Genomic DNA, 17,761 nt, shown 5'->3' with positions numbered 1-17,761 from the left:
TTTAATCCTTTAAATTGATAATAAAGACCATTTTATTATCTTCTATTTTATAATCTAATTTTCCTATATTTAATAGTCTTAATCTATTGCTTAAGTTACTTAATCCTGTTCCAAATGATATGTTATTGCTTACTAAACCGTCATTTGAGACTTCTATATTACTATCTTTAACTTTTATATTTATATTTAATTCTTTTTGAGTATATCCATGTTTTATCGCATTTTCAACAAGTAATTGAATTGAAAATTTTGGAACTAAAACTTCATAGTCATTATTATTTATATCTATTGTTACTTTTATATTATCTTCAAATCTAATATTTTCTATTGTTAGATACGTTTGTACCATTTTAATTTCACTTTCTAATGAAATCAAAGTATCTTTAGTAATTGCATTTCTTAAAAAGGTTGATAAATCAAGCGTGGCTTTTTCTGCTTTTTTTTGATCTTGATAAATAAGTTCGGAGATAGAGTTTAGAGCATTAAACAAAAAATGTGGGTTTAATTCATTTTCTAAAGCTTTTATTTTTGCTTCTAAGACTTCATTTTTTATTGATTCATTTTTATATTTCATTGAAACAAATTGATGTAAAATTAGACCTATTAAAAAGGTGAAAAATCCAATAATAGTACTAATATAAAACCAAAAAGGAGATATAAATTCTATAACTGCAAAATCTCCAAGTGAGAATAGGGCAAAACTTATTAAAAAGCCAAAAAAACCAGAAAGAAAAGAGAATACAAAGCTAATTAGATACCAAAATTTTTCATCTACTTTTGGCAGAATATAATCATTTGAAAGTGTAATTAATAAAAAGGAGCAAAGTGAAATAGAAACTGCACTAAGAACACCAAAAAGTATGGTTTCAAACTCTTTTAAATTTACATTTATAAAAAAGAAAAATAGAGAAATAAAGAAGCCAAACAAAGCTCCTATTAGAATGATATATAACCAATCTTTTAGTGATATTTTTAGCTTTACGCTAGTCATTTAATTCCTTATTTAAAACTTGTACGCCTATTGCAATACCAGGCCAACCTTGTCCTGCAAAAACTGTATCTCCTATATTGTACAAACCTTTAAAAGGAGTGTTACAACTTGGTGTTTGAAGAATGTTTTTAAGTGTTATTGCTCGACCTCCACAATTATACCTATTTATATATCTTTTAAAGGTTTTAGAAGTTGCACTAAATTTATTAATTATATCTTCTTTTGTTATTGTTTCAAAATTATCCAAAAAGTGATTTATAATAAAATCTTCAGTGATTTTTTTCTGTTTTTCATACTCTTCTTTTGAAAGATCTTTCCAAAAAGAGGCTTTTGTATGAGTTGATATTGTTAAACTATATCCATTTTTTGATAGTTTTTCATCATCTTTTGAAGAAAAAGAGATAAAAAATGAATTTGAAATAGAGTTTGGAATCTTATCCTTTAATATAATTTGATAATGATGTAAAAAATCTTCTTTTGTATCTAAAGTTAAGTATGTTACAAAGGCACTTTGGTCAGAAAATGAAAAGTTATTATAATACTTTTTTATTTTTTCATCTTCAAAAAGTGATGCACTATTATATATTGAACTGTTTAGAATAACTTGTTTTGTTAGGTATTCATCTTTATTTGAAATTATTCTGTAAAAGTTTTTTTCTTTTTTTATTTTTAAAATCTCTTCTTTGTTATGTACATCAATATCTTTTAACAAACCATCAAATAAACTTCCCATCCCATTATTTACATAAAAAACATCATGAAAAGGGTATGAAAGACCTAATGCAAGGGAAATTAAAGATATATCTTTTGATGTAGTTTGTAATGTAATTAATAGTTGTGAGTCTATAAAAGCTTTGTATTCTTTTGATATATTTGGTAGAGTTTGGTTTATATAGTCATCTGCATTTTTTAATAAATCGAAACCAAATACTCTTAGAAGTCTAAAATTTGAGCTTATAGTTTTAAGATATGAGTTTAAATTATGTCTAGCAAAGTAAATATCTTTGAAGTTCCAAAACTTTTCATCGATTTCTTTTATAGTTTGCCAAAAAAGTCTATTATTTTTATGTGGATAAACTTCTTCTAGATTTTCTAAAAAAGTATCAAAATCTTTTATTCTATCAACTATTTTTTTATTTTGGATTGTTCTTATGGCAACTTCACTTTTTTTAATATTTGGTGTAAAACCTGCTTTATCAAAAATATTTTTGATTGGGTGATTATCTTCATATCCTACAAATGTTGTTGCGCCTATATTGTAATGGTTACCAAATCTTTTAAAAGTCCCTGCACATCCACCTAGATTTTTATCTCTCTCAAATAAAATTAAATTTTTATCTTTGTTAAGAGCGGAGATTAATGAACCTCCCATCCCTGAGCCAATTACAGCTATATCAGAAGTTTTCATTTTTAGCTCTTTTAAATTTTTCGATTGCTTGTTTTCTAGAATATGAAATATCAACAATACTTTTAGGATAATTAATAAATAAATTTGATGAAGCACCATTTTCTATATGTAAAAGTTTTGAGTCTAAGTTTTTCAATTCTGGTATTATACTTTTTATAAATATTCCTTCTTTATCAAATTTTTTTGATTGGATATATGGATTGAAAACTCTAAAATAAGGACTTGCATCAGCTCCTGTACTTGCGCTCCACTGCCAAGAGCCTATATTTGAACTAGCTTCATAATCTAGAAGTTTTAGTGCAAAATATTGTTCTCCTTTTTTCCAATCTATAAATAGATTCTTTGTTAAAAATGATGCAACTATCATACGAAGTCTATTATGCATCATTCCAGTTTTGTTTAGATGTCTCATTGCTGCATCTATTATAGGAACTCCTGTTTGACCATCACACCATTTTTGAAAAAGTTTTTCATCTTCATTCCATTTGATTTTTAGATTATTGAAGTTTTCATTTTCAGAATCTGGAAAATGAAATAGTATATAGTTATAAAACTCTCTCCAAAATAGTTCTCTTATAAAAAACTGGCTATCTAAATTTTCTATTGATTTAAAATAGTTAAATACTTCTTTTGGTGATATCAATCCAAATCTTAGATGAATAGATATTTTTGATGTGGCATCTTTATAAAAAAAGTCTCTATCGTATTTATAATCTTTTATTTTTTCTTTAAACTCTTCTAATAGTTCATAAGCACTTTTATTTAAAAAAGATGGCAGTTCTTGTGCTTCAAAGTTCATATCTTTTAGTGTTGGAATATAGTTATATTCAAATTTGATTTTTTCTAAATTCTCATTTCTTTTAAAATTTTCAATACTATTTGCTTGAGTAATAATATTTAGAGATTTATAAAAAGGAGTAAATACTTTGTATGGAGTTTTATCAGCTTTTAGATGCTCATTTGGGTTTAAAATAAAAGAGTCTAAAAGTCTACTAATAGGCAATACCTTTTCAATCTCTTTATCTCTTTGTTTTGCATAATCATCAAAATCACAAGAGCATAGTATCTCTTTTAATCCAAAATTTTTAAGAGCTTTAAATACATTTATTGGTTTATCATAAAAGATTGCTAGATCTAAATTTATAGCTTTTAATTCTTTTTTTAAATTTAAAACTGATTTATATAAAAAGCTAACTCTTTTGTCATCTTTAGGAAATTTATTTAAAATATTTTTATCAAATATAAAAATAGGTAACACTTTGTCTTTTGCATTTGACAATATGGCATTATCAGTGATTCTTAAATCTCTTCTAAACCAAAGGATTTGACTCATTTATATGCCTTTATAGTTGAACGAAGAGCCAACTCCTTGGGATATGGATTTAAAAACTTTTGTGATTTTAAATACTCTATATCAAATCTTCTTGTATATAAATTTAAAAGTTTTATAACAGCAATTAATGGAATAATTTCATTTTTAAAATCATCAATTGACTCTAAAATTTCTTCCTTTTCTTCTTTTGTAATTAATTTTTTAAAATAGCCGAAGATGTGTAGTAATACATTGTATGTATTTGAAATTGTTCCTTTTTGAGATATTGTTTCTAAAAAGGTATATTTGTATTCTTCTAAAACTATATTTAAAGGTTTTTTACCATGGTTTGCAACTATATTTCCAAGGTATTTATATGAGTTATGAGATTTAGCATATATAAGATATTTATAAGTAGTATGAAATTCAACTAAATCTTTAAAAGAGGGACTTGATTTTAAAAACTCAAATATATGTTTGTATGAGAATATTTGCATAAGAAAATTTTCTCTAAGCCATGCATCGGCTAATCTTCCTTCTTCTTCAGTGGGTAAAAGTGGATATTTTTGTTTTACTTCATTTGCAAAAATTCCTACTCCTGTATTTTCACTTTGTCCACTTTTATTTTCAGGATAAATTTTTACTCTTTCCATACCACAGGTTGGTGATTTTGATTTAAATATAAATCCACATAATTCATCTTCTTGAATTTGGTTTGCTAACTCTTTCGAGATATCACTTACTTTTTTTGTGACATCAACATTTGTGCTAGATGTTTTTACTTTTAATTCACCATCTTTTTTTGTAAGCCTAATGGCTTCTCTAGGAGTTGTGAAAATCATTTTCTCTGGACAAAAGGGTATAAAGTCAAAATAAGTACTAAGCTGTTCTAAAATGAACTTATCTCTTGAATGACCACCGTCGTATCTACACATAGTACCTAGAAGGCAAGAAGATATTCCTATTTTCATTATATATCCTTTGATTATTAATCAAATTATAATAGAACTGTATACTTTTTGTATAGGTTTAATGTTAGTTTATATTTTTATAAAATTTCTTTAATGAGTTTATTAGAATCTATAATTTTTGATAGTTTGATTTTGTCCTCTAAAATTTGCTCATAAATTGTATCTACAATTGTTTTTAGTTTTATACTTTTATTGTTGATATGGTTACCAAAAAGTAAGATGTTTACTCCAGAGTTAATTGCTAAGGTTAATGTCTCTTTTAAAGAATAATGTTTACTAATAGCATTCATTTGTAAATCATCACTTATTACAAGCCCTTTAAAATTCATTTGCTTTCTAAGTAACTTGGTATTTATATTATATGAAAGAGTTGCAGGATAGTTTTTATCAAGATTTTTATTATATACATGTGCAGTCATAATTATGTTTGCATAATTATTGTTTATAAGCTCTTTATATGGTTTTAACTCTTTTTCTTTCCAAGTATTAGTTATATCAACAAAACCTTCATGGGAGTCACCTAAAGATGAACCATGTCCTGGAAAATGTTTAATAACACTTGAGACATTTTTTTTATTCATCTCTTCTATAAAAACTTTTGAATATTTTACTACTTTATTTGGGTCTTTTGAAAAAGAACGACCTTGGTAAACAATGACTTTGTTCTTTTTATTTATTGCTAAATCTACAACTGGAGCAAAATTTAGATTTATGCCTAAACTTGATAATTCATAAGCAAGTTTTTCATATGTATTTTTTGCAAAAGTTAGATTTTTTTTAGATACTGATGATGCTTTTGGAGTTTGTATAAAACCATTATTTTTATTTAATCTACTTACCCAACCACCTTCTTGGTCAATTGATATAAGCATTTTGTATTTAGAAAAGTTTTGTATATCTGTGATGAGTTCTTTTAATTGTTTAGGGTTTTTTATATTTTTCTTTTTTTTACTTTTGTAGTATTTATCAAAGAGAATGATACCGCCTAAATTATATTTTTTGATATCATTTTTTAGTGTTTCATTTTTATTAAAAGTATGACCATTAAATCCTAAGATAACCATTTTACCAATCATCTTTTTTATTTCGGATTGAGTAAAATGATTACTAGCAAAAAGAGAAGTACATAAAAATAAAAAAGAAAGTATTTTTATCATCTATTATTTTATAGTTACTTCAACTCTTCTATTAACTTTTTTTGCTACGCCATCTCTTGTTTTTACAATTGGGTTAGCTTCTCCATAGTATTGGATATTGATTTTTTCTTTTTTTATACCATTTTTTTGTAAAGTTTTTGATACAGAGTTAGCTCTTCTTAAAGAAAGTTTTTTATTGTATTTTTCTTCTCCTGCTCTATCTGTATATCCAATAACATCAATATATAAGGTACTCTCTTTTTTTGCTTCTTTAATAATCTCTTTAAATGTTTTTAAAGATTTTGAAACAACTTTTGGTGAATCCCATTTAAAATATAGTAAATAGTTTTTCGGTTTATTAGGTAAGGTAGCAATTGATTCTTCAAACTTGCTATATACTTCTTTTTTTGTAAGAATATCAGACTTACCATCAATCGCTTCTACTTGCTGATATGGTTTATCCATAGTTATTGTTTTATTATTGTTTTTTATTTCAATTTTTCCAGTTTTATTATTTTCTTCTGGTAATAAAACAACATTTACTTTTGAACAGGCACTAAATAATAAAGCTATTATAGCTATTGCAAATATATTTTTCATTAGAATCCTTTTTTAATCTACACTTATAGCAAAATGAGTACCACGAATACCTATTGAAGCTGTTTTTGCTTTGATTTTCATAGCTTCTGGGTTTAACTTAGACATTAATCCTGTAAGGCATGTCAATGTTCCTTTTGATAATCTTGAAATAAAAGATTGTTTATTCTCAGCAGGTTTAAATATGTATTCTTCAATTATAAAATCAGTATTTGGTCCTAAAGAAACAAGTGTGTTATCATTAAAAATGATTCCTATAGAACTTTTATTTTGTGTTTTTACAATATCTTTTTCAAAGACTTTGTCACCAATTTTTAGTTCAATTACTTTACTGTCTCGTAAGACTGATACTTTACCATTAAGTTTTTTTATAAAACCTGATGACTCTGAAGCAAGTAAAAGAGATAAAAATCCAATTAATATATTTATAGCTAAAAATTTCATTTTTAATCCTTTATATTTTTATATTACTGTTCCGTCTTCCATTACAATTTTGTTTCTTCCACCTTCTTTAGCTTCGTATAAAAGTACATCTGCTTTTTGAATTGTACTTTCGTAACTATTGTGGTCATTTCTTACTGCAACTCCAGCTGAAAAAGTGACACGTATTTTTTGTTTTTTATATAAAAATTCATTTTCATTTATAATTGATTTGATTCTTTTAAGATATTTAAGAAGTTCTCTTTTTAGATTAAAGTGTATTATTGCAACAAACTCTTCTCCCCCATATCTTCCTACAATATCTAAATCTCTTGTATTTTTATCAAGAACTTTTGCAAATGTTGAAAGAATAATATCTCCTGCATGATGACCATAATCATCATTGATTTTTTTGAAGTGGTCTAAATCAAAAAATACTACAGCATACTGGGTATTATTTCTTATAAATTGATTTTCAATAGCTTTAACAGATTCATCATAAGCTCTTCTTGTTAGAAGACCAGTTAAGTGGTCTTTTAAACTCTCTTCTTTTGTTTTATCTAATTCTTTTTCAAGTTTTTTTATCTTTTCTTCTAATGATTCTACTTCTGATCTTCCATTAGTTAATTTTTCACCTACAGAAGACATTTCATTTTCAATTGATAAGGCTGCATCAATTAACTGACTTTGAAGTTCAGATAAGTCTTTTACCCCTGTATCGTCCATATTAATAGATTGGATTTGTGATTTAATATTAGAAACTTCTTGTGAACCCATTCCACTACTGTGAATTGCATCACTAAAGTATTGTCCCATAAGAGTTAATAGTTTTGCAATATCTGAAGTCTTTTGTTTAACAACACTTTTGTCAGCTTCAAATCTTTTTGTAATAAAATTTTGCATCTCTTTTTGAATATCATCTTCAAACAATAAAGCAGGAGAATTACCAATTTTTACTGAAAATTTTTGTAAATCTTCATCTATATCTATACTAATTGAAGGAGTAATAGATTTTTTAAATAATTGTGCTAAAGTATTTACATTATCTTTTGATACTCTGTTTAATAATACAGGAATCATCTCTTCAATAGTAGAAATATTTTTTGATTCTATTTCTAATTGTTCATTTTTACTTAATTTACTAACGAGTCTTTTAAATTGCTCACACTCTTTAACCGTTAAGTTATATGTTTTTGAAACTTTACAAAACTCTTTATGATATTCATTTGGAGTTGCAGGCAAACCCTTGTCTTTTAAATTAATAAGCGTATTCTTTACGATATCATGCAGTCTTGATTCCATAATTTATCCTAATTAAAAATTATCCTAACAGTTTTTTTGTCATTTCGTTTATTCTTTTTCCATCAGCTACACCAGCAAACTTCTTTGTTGCTTGTCCCATAACTTTACCCATATCTTTCATTGAAGTTGCTCCTACTTCAGATATAAGTTCTTTCATACCAGATTCTAAATCTTCATCAGAAATTTGTTGTGGTAAATACTCTTTAAATACATCAATTTGTTCTTGCTCTTTTTGTACTAAATCATCTCTTGAAGCATCTTTATATTGCACAACTGCTTCTTCTCTTTGTTTAATACCTTTTTGAATAAGTTTTAAAATATCTTCATCAGTTAATTCTTTTCTCTCATCAACTTCAATTTGTTTAATCATAGTATTAATAGCTCTGATACAATCTCTTTTTAGAATTTCTTTTGCTCTCATAGCTGTTTTTAAATCATCTTTTAATTGTTGTTTTAAACTCATTTCAAATTGTCCTTATAAAAATTATTATTTTGATTATATCAAATTAACTGTTAAAGCTTTCAATTAATTCTTCAAGTTCTAAAAATCTATCAACTTTAAGTTCATACTCTTTTTCAAACTCTTCTAGCTCTTTAGATACTGCAACTATACCTTTTTGTTCATAACATGCTGGGTCTGATAGGCACTTGTTTACTTCTTCAATTTTTATTTCAAGTTCTTCTATCTCTTTTGGTAAATTGTCGTATTCTCTTTGGTCTTTGTATGATAATTTATTTTGCTTTTTTACTACTTGAGTTTGTTTGATTTGATTATTATTTTCATTTGATATCTCTTTTTCAAGCTCATTTAATTCTCTTAATTCTTTATCAATTTCCAAATATTCTGTATATGGTTGATAGCTTTCAATTATTTCACCATTTGAACCTTTAAAAACATAAAGTTTTTTAGCAATTTTATCTACAAAATATCTATCATGTGATACAAAAATCAAAGCACCCTGAAAATGTTGAAGATACTCTTCTAAAATATTTATTGTTGGGATATCTAAATCATTTGTTGGTTCATCAAGTACTAAACAATCTATGTCTTTGGTAAATAAAAGAGCAAGTGCAACTCTGTTTTTTTCTCCACCACTTAATACTCCAATTTTTTTATCTAAATATTCTCTTGGAAATAAAAAGTTTTTAAGATACCCATAAACATGCATATCTCTTCCATCATTTAACTGAACTCTATCTCCACCTAAAGGACAGAAAATATCCATGATAGTTGCATCATCTCTTAACATTTCTCTATGTTGGTCAAAATATCCAACTTTAAATTCACCTTTTTTAAATTTTCCTGAGTCTATATTAAGTTTTTCCATAAAGATTTTTAACATAGTTGATTTTCCTGTTCCATTTGGACCAACTATGGCGATAGTATCTTTTTGAAGTATTCTTGCACTAAAGTCTTTGATAAGAAGTTTATCTCCTAGACTAAGTGTTATTTTTTCTAGTTCAAAAAGCATTTTTTTCTTATTTTGTATTTTTTTATCTTCACTGTTAAAAGACTTTTGTTCTCTTTGTAGTTCTACAGACATTTTTCTTATTTGTGAAGGGTTTGATTTTACTTTTTTCTTTAAGTCTAAATATTCTGACTTTCTTCTTTCATTTCTTTTTCTTCTTGCTGTAACACCTCTTTGCATCCAGTGAGCTTCTCTTTTAAAAAGTCTAATTAGGTTGTGATGGTCTTTTTGCATATTTTCTAAAATTTGTTGTTTTTGTTCTAAATAAGATGAATATCCACCATTGAATTTACGTAAGTTTCCACCTTCTACTTCTATTACTGAAGTTGCTAAATTATCGATAAAATACCTATCATGAGATATAAAAAGAAGAGTAAAGTTGTTTTTCTTTAATAATGTTTCTAAAAACTCAACCATATAAACATCAAGGTGGTTTGTAGGTTCATCTAAAAGTAATATATCTGGTTTTTTAAGAAGTAATCCTGCAAGGCTAACTCTTCTTTGTTCTCCTCCACTTAAAAGGTTTACATCTTTATTTTCATACTCTTTTAGTTTGAACTCTTTTAACACTCTTTCAATCATGTTATCCAAATCCCAAGCATCATGGAAGTCGATAAATGTTGCAAGTTCACTTTGTTGTTTTATTAACTCATTATTTTCATAGTCTGTTGATAATTTTAAAGTAATTTCTTCATAACTTTTTTTAGCTTCTTTTATTTCTGTTAGCTGATTTTCAATTGCTTCTCGAACTGATAGATTTGATGAAAATTTTGGTTGCTGGTCTAGCATTTCAATTTTAATTGATTTGTCAATTGATAATATACCTGCATCTGGTTCTATTTGTTTCATAATTATTTTAAATAGAGTAGATTTTCCCTGTCCATTTTGTCCAATAACAGCAATTTTTTGTCCCTGTAAAAGTGTAAAATTTGCTTCTTTTAGAATAATTTTTGTGTCATATTGTTTTGAAATGTTTTGTAAGTCTATTAGTGCCATGAGTGCTTATAAGTCCTATAATTGTATATTAGTTAGATAGTCTAACATACTATGACTTAAGATGTAGGATTTGTTTTTTATAGTACTTGTACTATATTTAATATCTTTTAGTTTTTTGTATGGTGTTCATAAATTCCATTGAAATTTTCGGGTGGAGAACTTATAAACTCTTCACATCGTTCACAGTATATTTTATATATGTTTTGATTTGTTTTTTCTTTATATTCCTCAAGTTCTTTAAAAATATTAAGTGCTTCTTCAAATTTAGAGTTTTTGTATAAGTCTATTGCTTGATGGTATTTACTTAACTCTTCTTTTAATTTCTTTTGGGCTTTTCCTTTTCCATGAACTTGCCAGATTTCAGCTGGCTCACTTTTCCCTTTTACTTTTACAAGATCTAAAAATCTAAAAATATATTCATCTTTTAAAGCATCTTTTGTAAAATTAGAGATATTAATTTTTGAGTCATAATATTTACATAATGATTCTAGTCTTGCCCCAAGATTGATTGAGTCTCCTATAACTGTATAATCACTTCTTCCAATACTTCCCATTTCTCCTACAATTGCGGTTCCTGTATTTAAACCAATTCCTATATCAATAAGTGGTTTGTTTTCATTTTTTAGTTTTTTATTTAAACCTTTTAATTTATTAATTTGTTTTATCGATGCATTTAGAGCTTTATCTGCATGATTTTCTACATTTGCAGGAGCATTCCAATATGCCATAATAGAGTCACCAATATACTTGTCTATAGTTCCTTCATATTTTATAATGATATTACTCATAGGTTCCATATATTGATTTAGATATGTGATTAGATTTTTTGCACTATCCATTTGCTCTGATATATTAGTGAAATTTCTAATATCACTAAAAAATACTGTTACTTCTTTTTCAATAGCTTGAAATTTACTATTATCTAAGTCCTTAAGAAGGTCATTCATAACTTCTTTTGAAACTTTGGATGCAAACTTATCTTTTATAGCCTCTTTTTTCTTGATTTCATAAAAATAATCAAATAAGATTGTTAAAACAGAAGCTACAAAAATAGCAAGTATTGGGAAGAATATATTTAAAACAATCCCCACTGTAAATAGTATTTTATAAATAATAAAAGACGTTCCAGTTAGGAAAAATATTACTATAAATGGATTTAACCAAAATGGAGTATATGTAAGTATTAGAGTAACAAGAATTGTTAATACAAATATCATAACTATATTTATACCTTCAATTAGAGGTGTTTTATATATATAATCACCTTTAATTACATTGTCTATAACATTTGCATGTACTTCAACTCCAGGGTAAATAGATTCAAAAGGAGTTGACCTTAAATCTAAAAGTCCTGCGGCAGAGGTTCCTATAAGTACAATTTTATTTTCTAATTCTTTTTTATCTATTTTATTTTTGTATATATCTACAGCTGAATAGTATTTGAAGCTTCTTTCTTTTCCCCTATAGTTTACTAATATTCTTCCATGTCTATCTGTTGGTATTTCTAAATCTTTTAGAACAATCTTTTCTACACCATATTTATTATATTGGATATAAACCTGATTTGTATTTGATAAAACTCTCAACATCTCTAATGACAAAGAAGAGTAAATAATATCATCGTAGGAGATTATTAAAGGTACACTTCTAACAACTCCTGAATCGTCTGGTACATTGTTAAAGAAACCACTTGAATAAGAGCTTTTTTGTAGTAAAGGAAGATTTAAAATAGTTCCTTTAGCTTCCAATAAATATTGGGAATCTTCTTCTTTATCTTTTTCAATAAAAATTGCTGGAATTTCAGGAAAGGTTTTATTAATAAACTCTGAATCTTTTTCTAATTCAAATTGGTATCCAAGTATAGTAGGGGTACTAGCTATTGTTTGTGCAAATTCTAAATCATAGTTTGGTATATTTTCTTTTTTGATATTATAATAATCAAATACTCTATGAGGAGAACTACTATCTTCTTCTGGAAAAACTATATCAAAGCCTACAAGAAGCACTCCTGAATCAGTTAAATTTTTTACTATTTTTGATATTTTATTTCTAGACCAAGGCCATTGTCCAAGTTCTTTTAAAGATACTTCATCTATATCAACGATTATTACATTTTCAGTAGTTGGTATTTCACCTCTTATTAGAAATAAGTAGTCTCTTAATTTGTTATCAAATGAGTTTGGTATACCTGGAAAAGAAATATAAAAAAATGATAGAAATGTTGAAATAGTTAAGGCTAAAATAAAATATATAAAGAATTTTTGTTTAGCTTTAGTATCTTTCATTATATATCTACGCTACTTTCATCTATTTGAATAGGATTTAATTCTTTTCTTGCATAATCTTGCAATGCTTTGCTTTTATGAAAAAATGTTAATAATTTAGAGTCAATTTCATTATTCTTAGCCATAGAAGACAAAATATTAAATACTTCTGATAACTTTTTACCTTCTTTATATGGTCTATCTTTTGCAGTTAAGGCTTCAAAAATATCTGCTAAAATCATGATTCTATCTTCTAAAGTTAAATCTTTTTCATTTAATCCTCTTGGGTAACCTTTTCCATTTAGTTTTTCATGATGATTTGCTGCGATGTCAAGAATTTTCCCATATTTTTTAGGGAAAGGAAGAGTAGAAAGCATATCTAAAGATAATTTTGCATGACTGTTCATAATATCTTTTTCTTCTTCTGTTAAGGTTCCTTTTTTTACTGATAAGTTATAAACTTCTTCTTCATTAAGTAAAGAGACTTTTTTACCATCTAAAATATAAGAATATTCAGAAATCAATTTGATTCTATTTATTTTTTCTTCATCTAAAAATTCACTACCTATATTTATCTCTTTTATAAATTCTAAGTCATCTTTAATTTGTTCTATAGCTTCATTATAAAATTTTTCATCAATTTTTTCTTTTAATAACAAAATTTCTAAATCTCTTTTTATAATCTCAAATCGTTCTTTTATTAGGTCTAGTCTATCAAAAATTGTTTCAAGTTTTGTAGATTTATCTATAATTGATTCTGGCATAGATATTTTACCTACATCATGCAACATTGCTGCTAGTTCTATTTGCTTGTACATATCTTTTGAATATGTTATATCTTTATAAATTGTATTATCATTATCAATGTCTTTTGCAATTAGTACTGCAAGTTTAGTTACATTTGATACGTGATTCATTGTATGTTTAGATTTTGTATCAATTGCATGTCCAATTGTTTTAACTAAAGCATTTAAAAATATTTCTAAATTTTCTATTAATTGTGTGTTTGTTAAAGCCATAGCAATATGTCCTGCTAAGGCTTTTGTTATAGTTTCATCTGAATCATTGAAAGCTACAATTTCGTTTAGTACTTTTGTTTTATTTATAAGTTGTAATACTCCTATTACATCTCCCTCATGATTTATTAGAGGAATTACTAACATTGATTTTGATTTGTAGCCAGTTGTTTTATCAAACCTTTTTGTCCCTTCAAAGTCATAGCTTTTATTGTTGTATACGTCAGGGATATTAATGATTTTGTTTTTTAGTGCAGAAACAACTGCAACCATGTTTTCATTTTCATAACCATTTTCTAAATATAAAGGAAGAGGTTTCCATGTTAAATTTTCTTTTGTTCCTCCCATATGAATATTCATAGGGTCATTTTGAACAACTTTAAACTCTAGGCTTTTTTTGTCTTTTGACATGATATATAAAGTACCAGCTTCTGAGTGAGTAAGCTCTCTAGTTAGTGTTAGTATCATCTCAAAAAGTTTATCTTTTTCAAGTTGTGAAGAAAGTTCTAAATTTATTTCCATGATTCTTTGAAATCTATTATGACTTATCATATCTATTTCAATTTCACCAGTATCAATATGAATAACATCACCTTCTTCTAAAATTTTACCGCCATTTGAAAGTATTTTATATTTTTCTATCTCTTCTACCATCTGTTTATGATATAGTGCTTTTATATGATAAATAAATATTTGTACATCATCTCTTTTTAAATTTTTTAATTCTTCATGTAATATTTCTGGTGTTAAATGTTTACTATCATGCGCAAGTTTTTTCATCCTTGAAGGGAAAGAACACTCTATTATTAGAGATTTTATTTTTTTATTTTCGTTAATGATTTTCCATAAGTTTTCATTTTTATAAGTGTCTCCACTTATAAGATATCCATTTAGATTATCTTTAATAATTATAAACCCGTAAGAGCCTTCAATATGGTTTGCAACTATAGGAGTAATACTATAAAATCCAATGTGCAGTGTTTCATCAGGTTCTATAATTTTAAATTCTAATGCTTTTTTATCTGAATTTAAAAGATTTATATTTGAAAAATCAGGCCATATTTTATTATTGAAAGTATGATCTTTTAGGGATTCAATAGTCTCTTTTGAGCCATAAATTGTTAAAGGTTCTGTTCTCTTTTCAAAAAAACCTTCAACAACAAATGGTAAATCAATAATATGGTCAGAATGGGAATGAGTTAGAAAAATATGATTGATATATAAGGCTTCATCACCTAAAGTATTTATTATATTTCCAGCATCAATTAAAATATCTTTAAATATCTGAAAAGAGGTTGTTCCTGTAAATTTGGTTTTACTTCCACTTGCCCCTAATATCTTTAGGTAATTCATTAATATTCCTATTTTTCAGTTGGTAAATTAACCTTTATCCAATCATATTGGAAACCATCTTTTACGTTATATACGTTTTTAAAACCTTGGTATGCTAAAAGGTTTGAAGCTAGTTTTGTTCTTGAACCACTTCTACAGATAAGTATAACATTTTTATTTAAATCACCATCAAGTGTTGTATAAATTTCTTTTGGAAAATTTCTATTAAACTCTCTTTTCCCATTTTTTTCATAAAAAACTGGAATATTAATAGAATCTTTTGCTCTAAGTGTGTTAAATTCTCTTTTTGTTCTTATATCTATAATTAAAGTTCCATTTTTTTGCATATCATATGCTGTTTTAGAATTTATATCACCTTTATATATCATTGCTTTTTGAAAATCAATTTCTGCAAAAAGTGTTGATACTAATAAGAGTAAAGATATTATCAATTTATTGAACATGGTTTTCCTTCATCATTTATTTCAAAATCATCATATGGATCCATATGAATATTTATAACCCAATTTCTATTTGAATCTAGGGTTTTTATTTTTTCTTCAATTCTATCGGTTACTCTATGAGCATCCATAAGTGTAATAATACAGTCAAAAACTAGATGAACCTCTACAAAAGTTTGGCTTCCTGCATCTCTTGTTTTTAATAGATGATGAGCATTAACTTTTTCTTCTGCTTTGATTATTTCAACAATACTTTCAACTATTTCTTCATCAACAGCTCTATCAAGTAGGACTAAAATCCCTTCTTGAATAAGTTCATAAGCAGAATAGATAATAAAAATTGAAATTCCACCACCAACGATTACATCAATTAATTCAATTCCTGTAAAGTTTACTAAAACTAAAGAAACTAAAACAGCAATATTAGTATAAACATCCGTTTTATAATGAAGAGCATCTGCTTTGATAACCATACTGTTTGTTTGTTTTGCTATTTTATTTAAATATAAAACAAGTGCAATAGTGATTATTAAAGAGATAATCATAACTGTTAATGAAATACCTAGATAATGAGATACTTCACCATTTATAGCTTTTTTAATAGCTTGGTATAATAAAAATAGTCCAGAAACTGTAATAATGGTACCTTCTATTACAGAAGCTAGTGCTTCAATTTTTCCTCTTCCATAATTAAATGTTTTATCAGCAGGCTTTTCAGAGTTATTAATAGCAAAGTAGTTAAATACAGATACAAACATATCTAAAACTGAGTCAATTGCAGATGCTAAAACTGCAACTGACCCACTTGCAATACCAACTACAAGCTTGATAAGTGTAAGTAGTGCCGCAACACTACTTGATACTACGGTAGCTTTTTTTTGTGGAGTCATATTTTATTAGTAATTTTCACTAACAAATTTTTTGATTCTTCTAATTCCTTCTTCAATTGATTCTAAATCTGTTGCAAAAGAAAATCTAAAATAACCTTCTGTTCCAAATGCAAGTCCTGGAACAACTGCTACACCTTCTTTTTCTAATAGTTTTGCACAAAAGTCCATAGAGTCATTAGTGATATCTTTAATATTTACAAAAAGATAAAATGCACCATCTGGTTTTACACAAGAAAGCCCAGAAATTGCGTTGAATTGTTCCATTGCAATATTTCTTCTTTTTTCAAATTCTACTCTCATTATTTCCATATCTTCATCAGCTTTACCTTCTAATGCAGCAATTGCAGCATATTGAGTAATTGAGTTAACATTTGAAGTAACTTGACCTTGGAATTTGATCATTGCTTTTACTAAATCTTTATGAGGAGTTGCAAGATATCCATATCTCCAACCAGTCATAGCTACTGATTTACTAATACCATTGATAGTGATTGTTCTTTGATACATATCTTCACTAACTTGGGCAGCTGCTGTGAATTTTGTTCCATCATACATGATTTTTTCATACATTTCATCAGAAAATACTAAAATATCAGTCCCTTTTAATACTTCTCCAAGTGCTAAAAGTTCTTCTTCTGAATAAACTCCACCTGTAGGGTTTGAAGGTGTATTTAAAAGTAATACTTTTGTTTTAGGTGTAATTGCAGCTTTTAATTGTTCAGCTGTAATTTTAAAGTTTGTTGAATCATCTGTGTCAATAAATACTGGTACACCATCTGAGAATTTAACTTGTTCAGGGTATGTAACCCAATAAGGTGCTGGAATAATTACTTCATCACCTTCTTCGATTAGACATTGAAAAAGATTAAACAGTGAGTGTTTTGCACCATTACTAATTACAATGTGTCCTAATTCATAATCTAAGCCATGATCTCTTTTTAATTTATCGATAATTGCTTGTTTTGTTTCTGTGATACCCTCTACCGCGGTATATTTTGTATGACCAGCTTTAATTGCTTCAATAGCAGCTTGTTTAATAATTTCTGGTGTGTTAAAATCAGGTTCCCCTGCACTAAAACTTAAAATGTCTCTACCTTGAGCTTTTAGCTCTCTTCCTAAAGCAGTAATTGCCATAGTTACTGATGGCGAAAGGTTATCCATTCTGTTTGCAATTTTCATTTTTTTATCATCCCTTT

The 17,761-nt window shown here is 26.7% G+C and carries 15 protein-coding genes; all 15 read right to left on the bottom strand.

The window, feature by feature from the left end:
• Position 1: 1 nt before the first annotated feature.
• Positions 2-991 carry a sensor histidine kinase gene (locus tag BT997_RS07860; protein ID WP_072680895.1) on the bottom strand — a complete coding sequence of 330 codons (990 nt, stop codon included), beginning with the start codon at positions 989-991 and terminating at the stop codon, positions 2-4.
• Positions 984-2,399, bottom strand: coding sequence for an NAD(P)/FAD-dependent oxidoreductase (locus tag BT997_RS07855; protein WP_072680893.1), 1,416 nt, complete (start codon positions 2,397-2,399; stop codon positions 984-986). Before BT997_RS07855 ends, BT997_RS07860 begins: the two co-directional genes overlap by 8 nt.
• Entirely contained in the window at positions 2,386-3,732 is a 1,347-nt protein-coding gene (locus tag BT997_RS07850; RefSeq protein WP_072680892.1) for a deoxyribodipyrimidine photo-lyase, read from the bottom strand. Before BT997_RS07850 ends, BT997_RS07855 begins: the two co-directional genes overlap by 14 nt.
• Complete coding sequence (locus BT997_RS07845; protein ID WP_083568570.1) at positions 3,729-4,682, bottom strand: DUF523 and DUF1722 domain-containing protein; 954 nt, start codon at positions 4,680-4,682, stop codon at positions 3,729-3,731. Before BT997_RS07845 ends, BT997_RS07850 begins: the two co-directional genes overlap by 4 nt.
• Before the next feature lie 77 nt (positions 4,683-4,759).
• The gene (locus tag BT997_RS07840) at positions 4,760-5,839 is read right to left on the bottom strand and encodes a glycoside hydrolase family 3 N-terminal domain-containing protein (protein WP_072680889.1); all 1,080 of its coding nucleotides are present in this window, start codon (positions 5,837-5,839) and stop codon (positions 4,760-4,762) included.
• Positions 5,840-5,842: 3 nt separating this feature from the next.
• Positions 5,843-6,418 carry an OmpA family protein gene (locus BT997_RS07835; RefSeq protein WP_072680887.1) on the bottom strand — a complete coding sequence of 192 codons (576 nt, stop codon included), beginning with the start codon at positions 6,416-6,418 and terminating at the stop codon, positions 5,843-5,845.
• 12 nt (positions 6,419-6,430) lie between these two features.
• Positions 6,431-6,859, bottom strand: a complete 429-nt coding sequence (locus BT997_RS07830; protein WP_072680884.1) for a FecR domain-containing protein — start codon at positions 6,857-6,859, stop codon at positions 6,431-6,433.
• Positions 6,860-6,877: 18 nt separating this feature from the next.
• Positions 6,878-8,137: a GGDEF domain-containing protein gene (locus BT997_RS07825; protein WP_083568566.1), complete on the bottom strand. Its 1,260-nt coding sequence runs from the start codon at positions 8,135-8,137 to the stop codon at positions 6,878-6,880.
• Positions 8,138-8,156: 19 nt separating this feature from the next.
• Entirely contained in the window at positions 8,157-8,600 is a 444-nt protein-coding gene (locus BT997_RS07820; protein WP_072680882.1) for a GatB/YqeY domain-containing protein, read from the bottom strand.
• Between the two features lie 43 nt (positions 8,601-8,643).
• Positions 8,644-10,602, bottom strand: a complete 1,959-nt coding sequence (abc-f, locus tag BT997_RS07815) for a ribosomal protection-like ABC-F family protein (protein WP_072680880.1) — start codon at positions 10,600-10,602, stop codon at positions 8,644-8,646.
• A 107-nt stretch (positions 10,603-10,709) separates the two neighbouring features.
• On the bottom strand, positions 10,710-12,887 hold the full coding sequence (locus BT997_RS07810) for a CHASE2 domain-containing protein (RefSeq protein WP_072680878.1): 2,178 nt from the start codon (positions 12,885-12,887) through the stop codon (positions 10,710-10,712).
• The gene (locus BT997_RS07805; protein ID WP_072680876.1) at positions 12,887-15,235 is read right to left on the bottom strand and encodes an HD domain-containing phosphohydrolase; all 2,349 of its coding nucleotides are present in this window, start codon (positions 15,233-15,235) and stop codon (positions 12,887-12,889) included. Before BT997_RS07805 ends, BT997_RS07810 begins: the two co-directional genes overlap by 1 nt.
• Before the next feature lie 8 nt (positions 15,236-15,243).
• The gene (locus BT997_RS07800; protein ID WP_072680874.1) at positions 15,244-15,678 is read right to left on the bottom strand and encodes a rhodanese-like domain-containing protein; all 435 of its coding nucleotides are present in this window, start codon (positions 15,676-15,678) and stop codon (positions 15,244-15,246) included.
• Positions 15,663-16,565 (bottom strand): cation diffusion facilitator family transporter, encoded by a 903-nt coding sequence (locus tag BT997_RS07795; RefSeq protein ID WP_072680872.1) that lies wholly within the window; start codon positions 16,563-16,565, stop codon positions 15,663-15,665. Before BT997_RS07795 ends, BT997_RS07800 begins: the two co-directional genes overlap by 16 nt.
• A 6-nt stretch (positions 16,566-16,571) precedes the next feature.
• Complete coding sequence (locus BT997_RS07790; protein ID WP_072680870.1) at positions 16,572-17,744, bottom strand: pyridoxal phosphate-dependent aminotransferase; 1,173 nt, start codon at positions 17,742-17,744, stop codon at positions 16,572-16,574.
• Between the last annotated feature and the right edge of the window lie 17 nt (positions 17,745-17,761).

It is taken from the genome of Arcobacter sp. LA11 (assembly GCF_001895145.1).
Taxonomy (GTDB): domain Bacteria; phylum Campylobacterota; class Campylobacteria; order Campylobacterales; family Arcobacteraceae; genus Halarcobacter.
This window is presented reverse-complemented; position numbering and strand designations above follow the sequence as displayed.

Bases quoted from the DNA above. Each gene is read 5' to 3' on its own strand.
- BT997_RS07860 (WP_072680895.1), bottom strand. From the start codon at position 991: ATGACTAGCGTAAAGCTAAAAATATCACTAAAAGATTGGTTATATATC.
- BT997_RS07855 (WP_072680893.1), bottom strand. From the start codon at position 2,399: ATGAAAACTTCTGATATAGCTGTAATTGGCTCAGGGATGGGAGGTTCA.
- BT997_RS07850 (WP_072680892.1), bottom strand. From the start codon at position 3,732: ATGAGTCAAATCCTTTGGTTTAGAAGAGATTTAAGAATCACTGATAAT.
- BT997_RS07845 (WP_083568570.1), bottom strand. From the start codon at position 4,682: ATGAAAATAGGAATATCTTCTTGCCTTCTAGGTACTATGTGTAGATAC.
- BT997_RS07840 (WP_072680889.1), bottom strand. From the start codon at position 5,839: ATGATAAAAATACTTTCTTTTTTATTTTTATGTACTTCTCTTTTTGCT.
- BT997_RS07835 (WP_072680887.1), bottom strand. From the start codon at position 6,418: ATGAAAAATATATTTGCAATAGCTATAATAGCTTTATTATTTAGTGCC.
- BT997_RS07830 (WP_072680884.1), bottom strand. From the start codon at position 6,859: ATGAAATTTTTAGCTATAAATATATTAATTGGATTTTTATCTCTTTTA.
- BT997_RS07825 (WP_083568566.1), bottom strand. From the start codon at position 8,137: ATGGAATCAAGACTGCATGATATCGTAAAGAATACGCTTATTAATTTA.
- BT997_RS07820 (WP_072680882.1), bottom strand. From the start codon at position 8,600: ATGAGTTTAAAACAACAATTAAAAGATGATTTAAAAACAGCTATGAGA.
- abc-f (WP_072680880.1), bottom strand. From the start codon at position 10,602: ATGGCACTAATAGACTTACAAAACATTTCAAAACAATATGACACAAAA.
- BT997_RS07810 (WP_072680878.1), bottom strand. From the start codon at position 12,887: ATGAAAGATACTAAAGCTAAACAAAAATTCTTTATATATTTTATTTTA.
- BT997_RS07805 (WP_072680876.1), bottom strand. From the start codon at position 15,235: ATGAATTACCTAAAGATATTAGGGGCAAGTGGAAGTAAAACCAAATTT.
- BT997_RS07800 (WP_072680874.1), bottom strand. From the start codon at position 15,678: ATGTTCAATAAATTGATAATATCTTTACTCTTATTAGTATCAACACTT.
- BT997_RS07795 (WP_072680872.1), bottom strand. From the start codon at position 16,565: ATGACTCCACAAAAAAAAGCTACCGTAGTATCAAGTAGTGTTGCGGCA.
- BT997_RS07790 (WP_072680870.1), bottom strand. From the start codon at position 17,744: ATGAAAATTGCAAACAGAATGGATAACCTTTCGCCATCAGTAACTATG.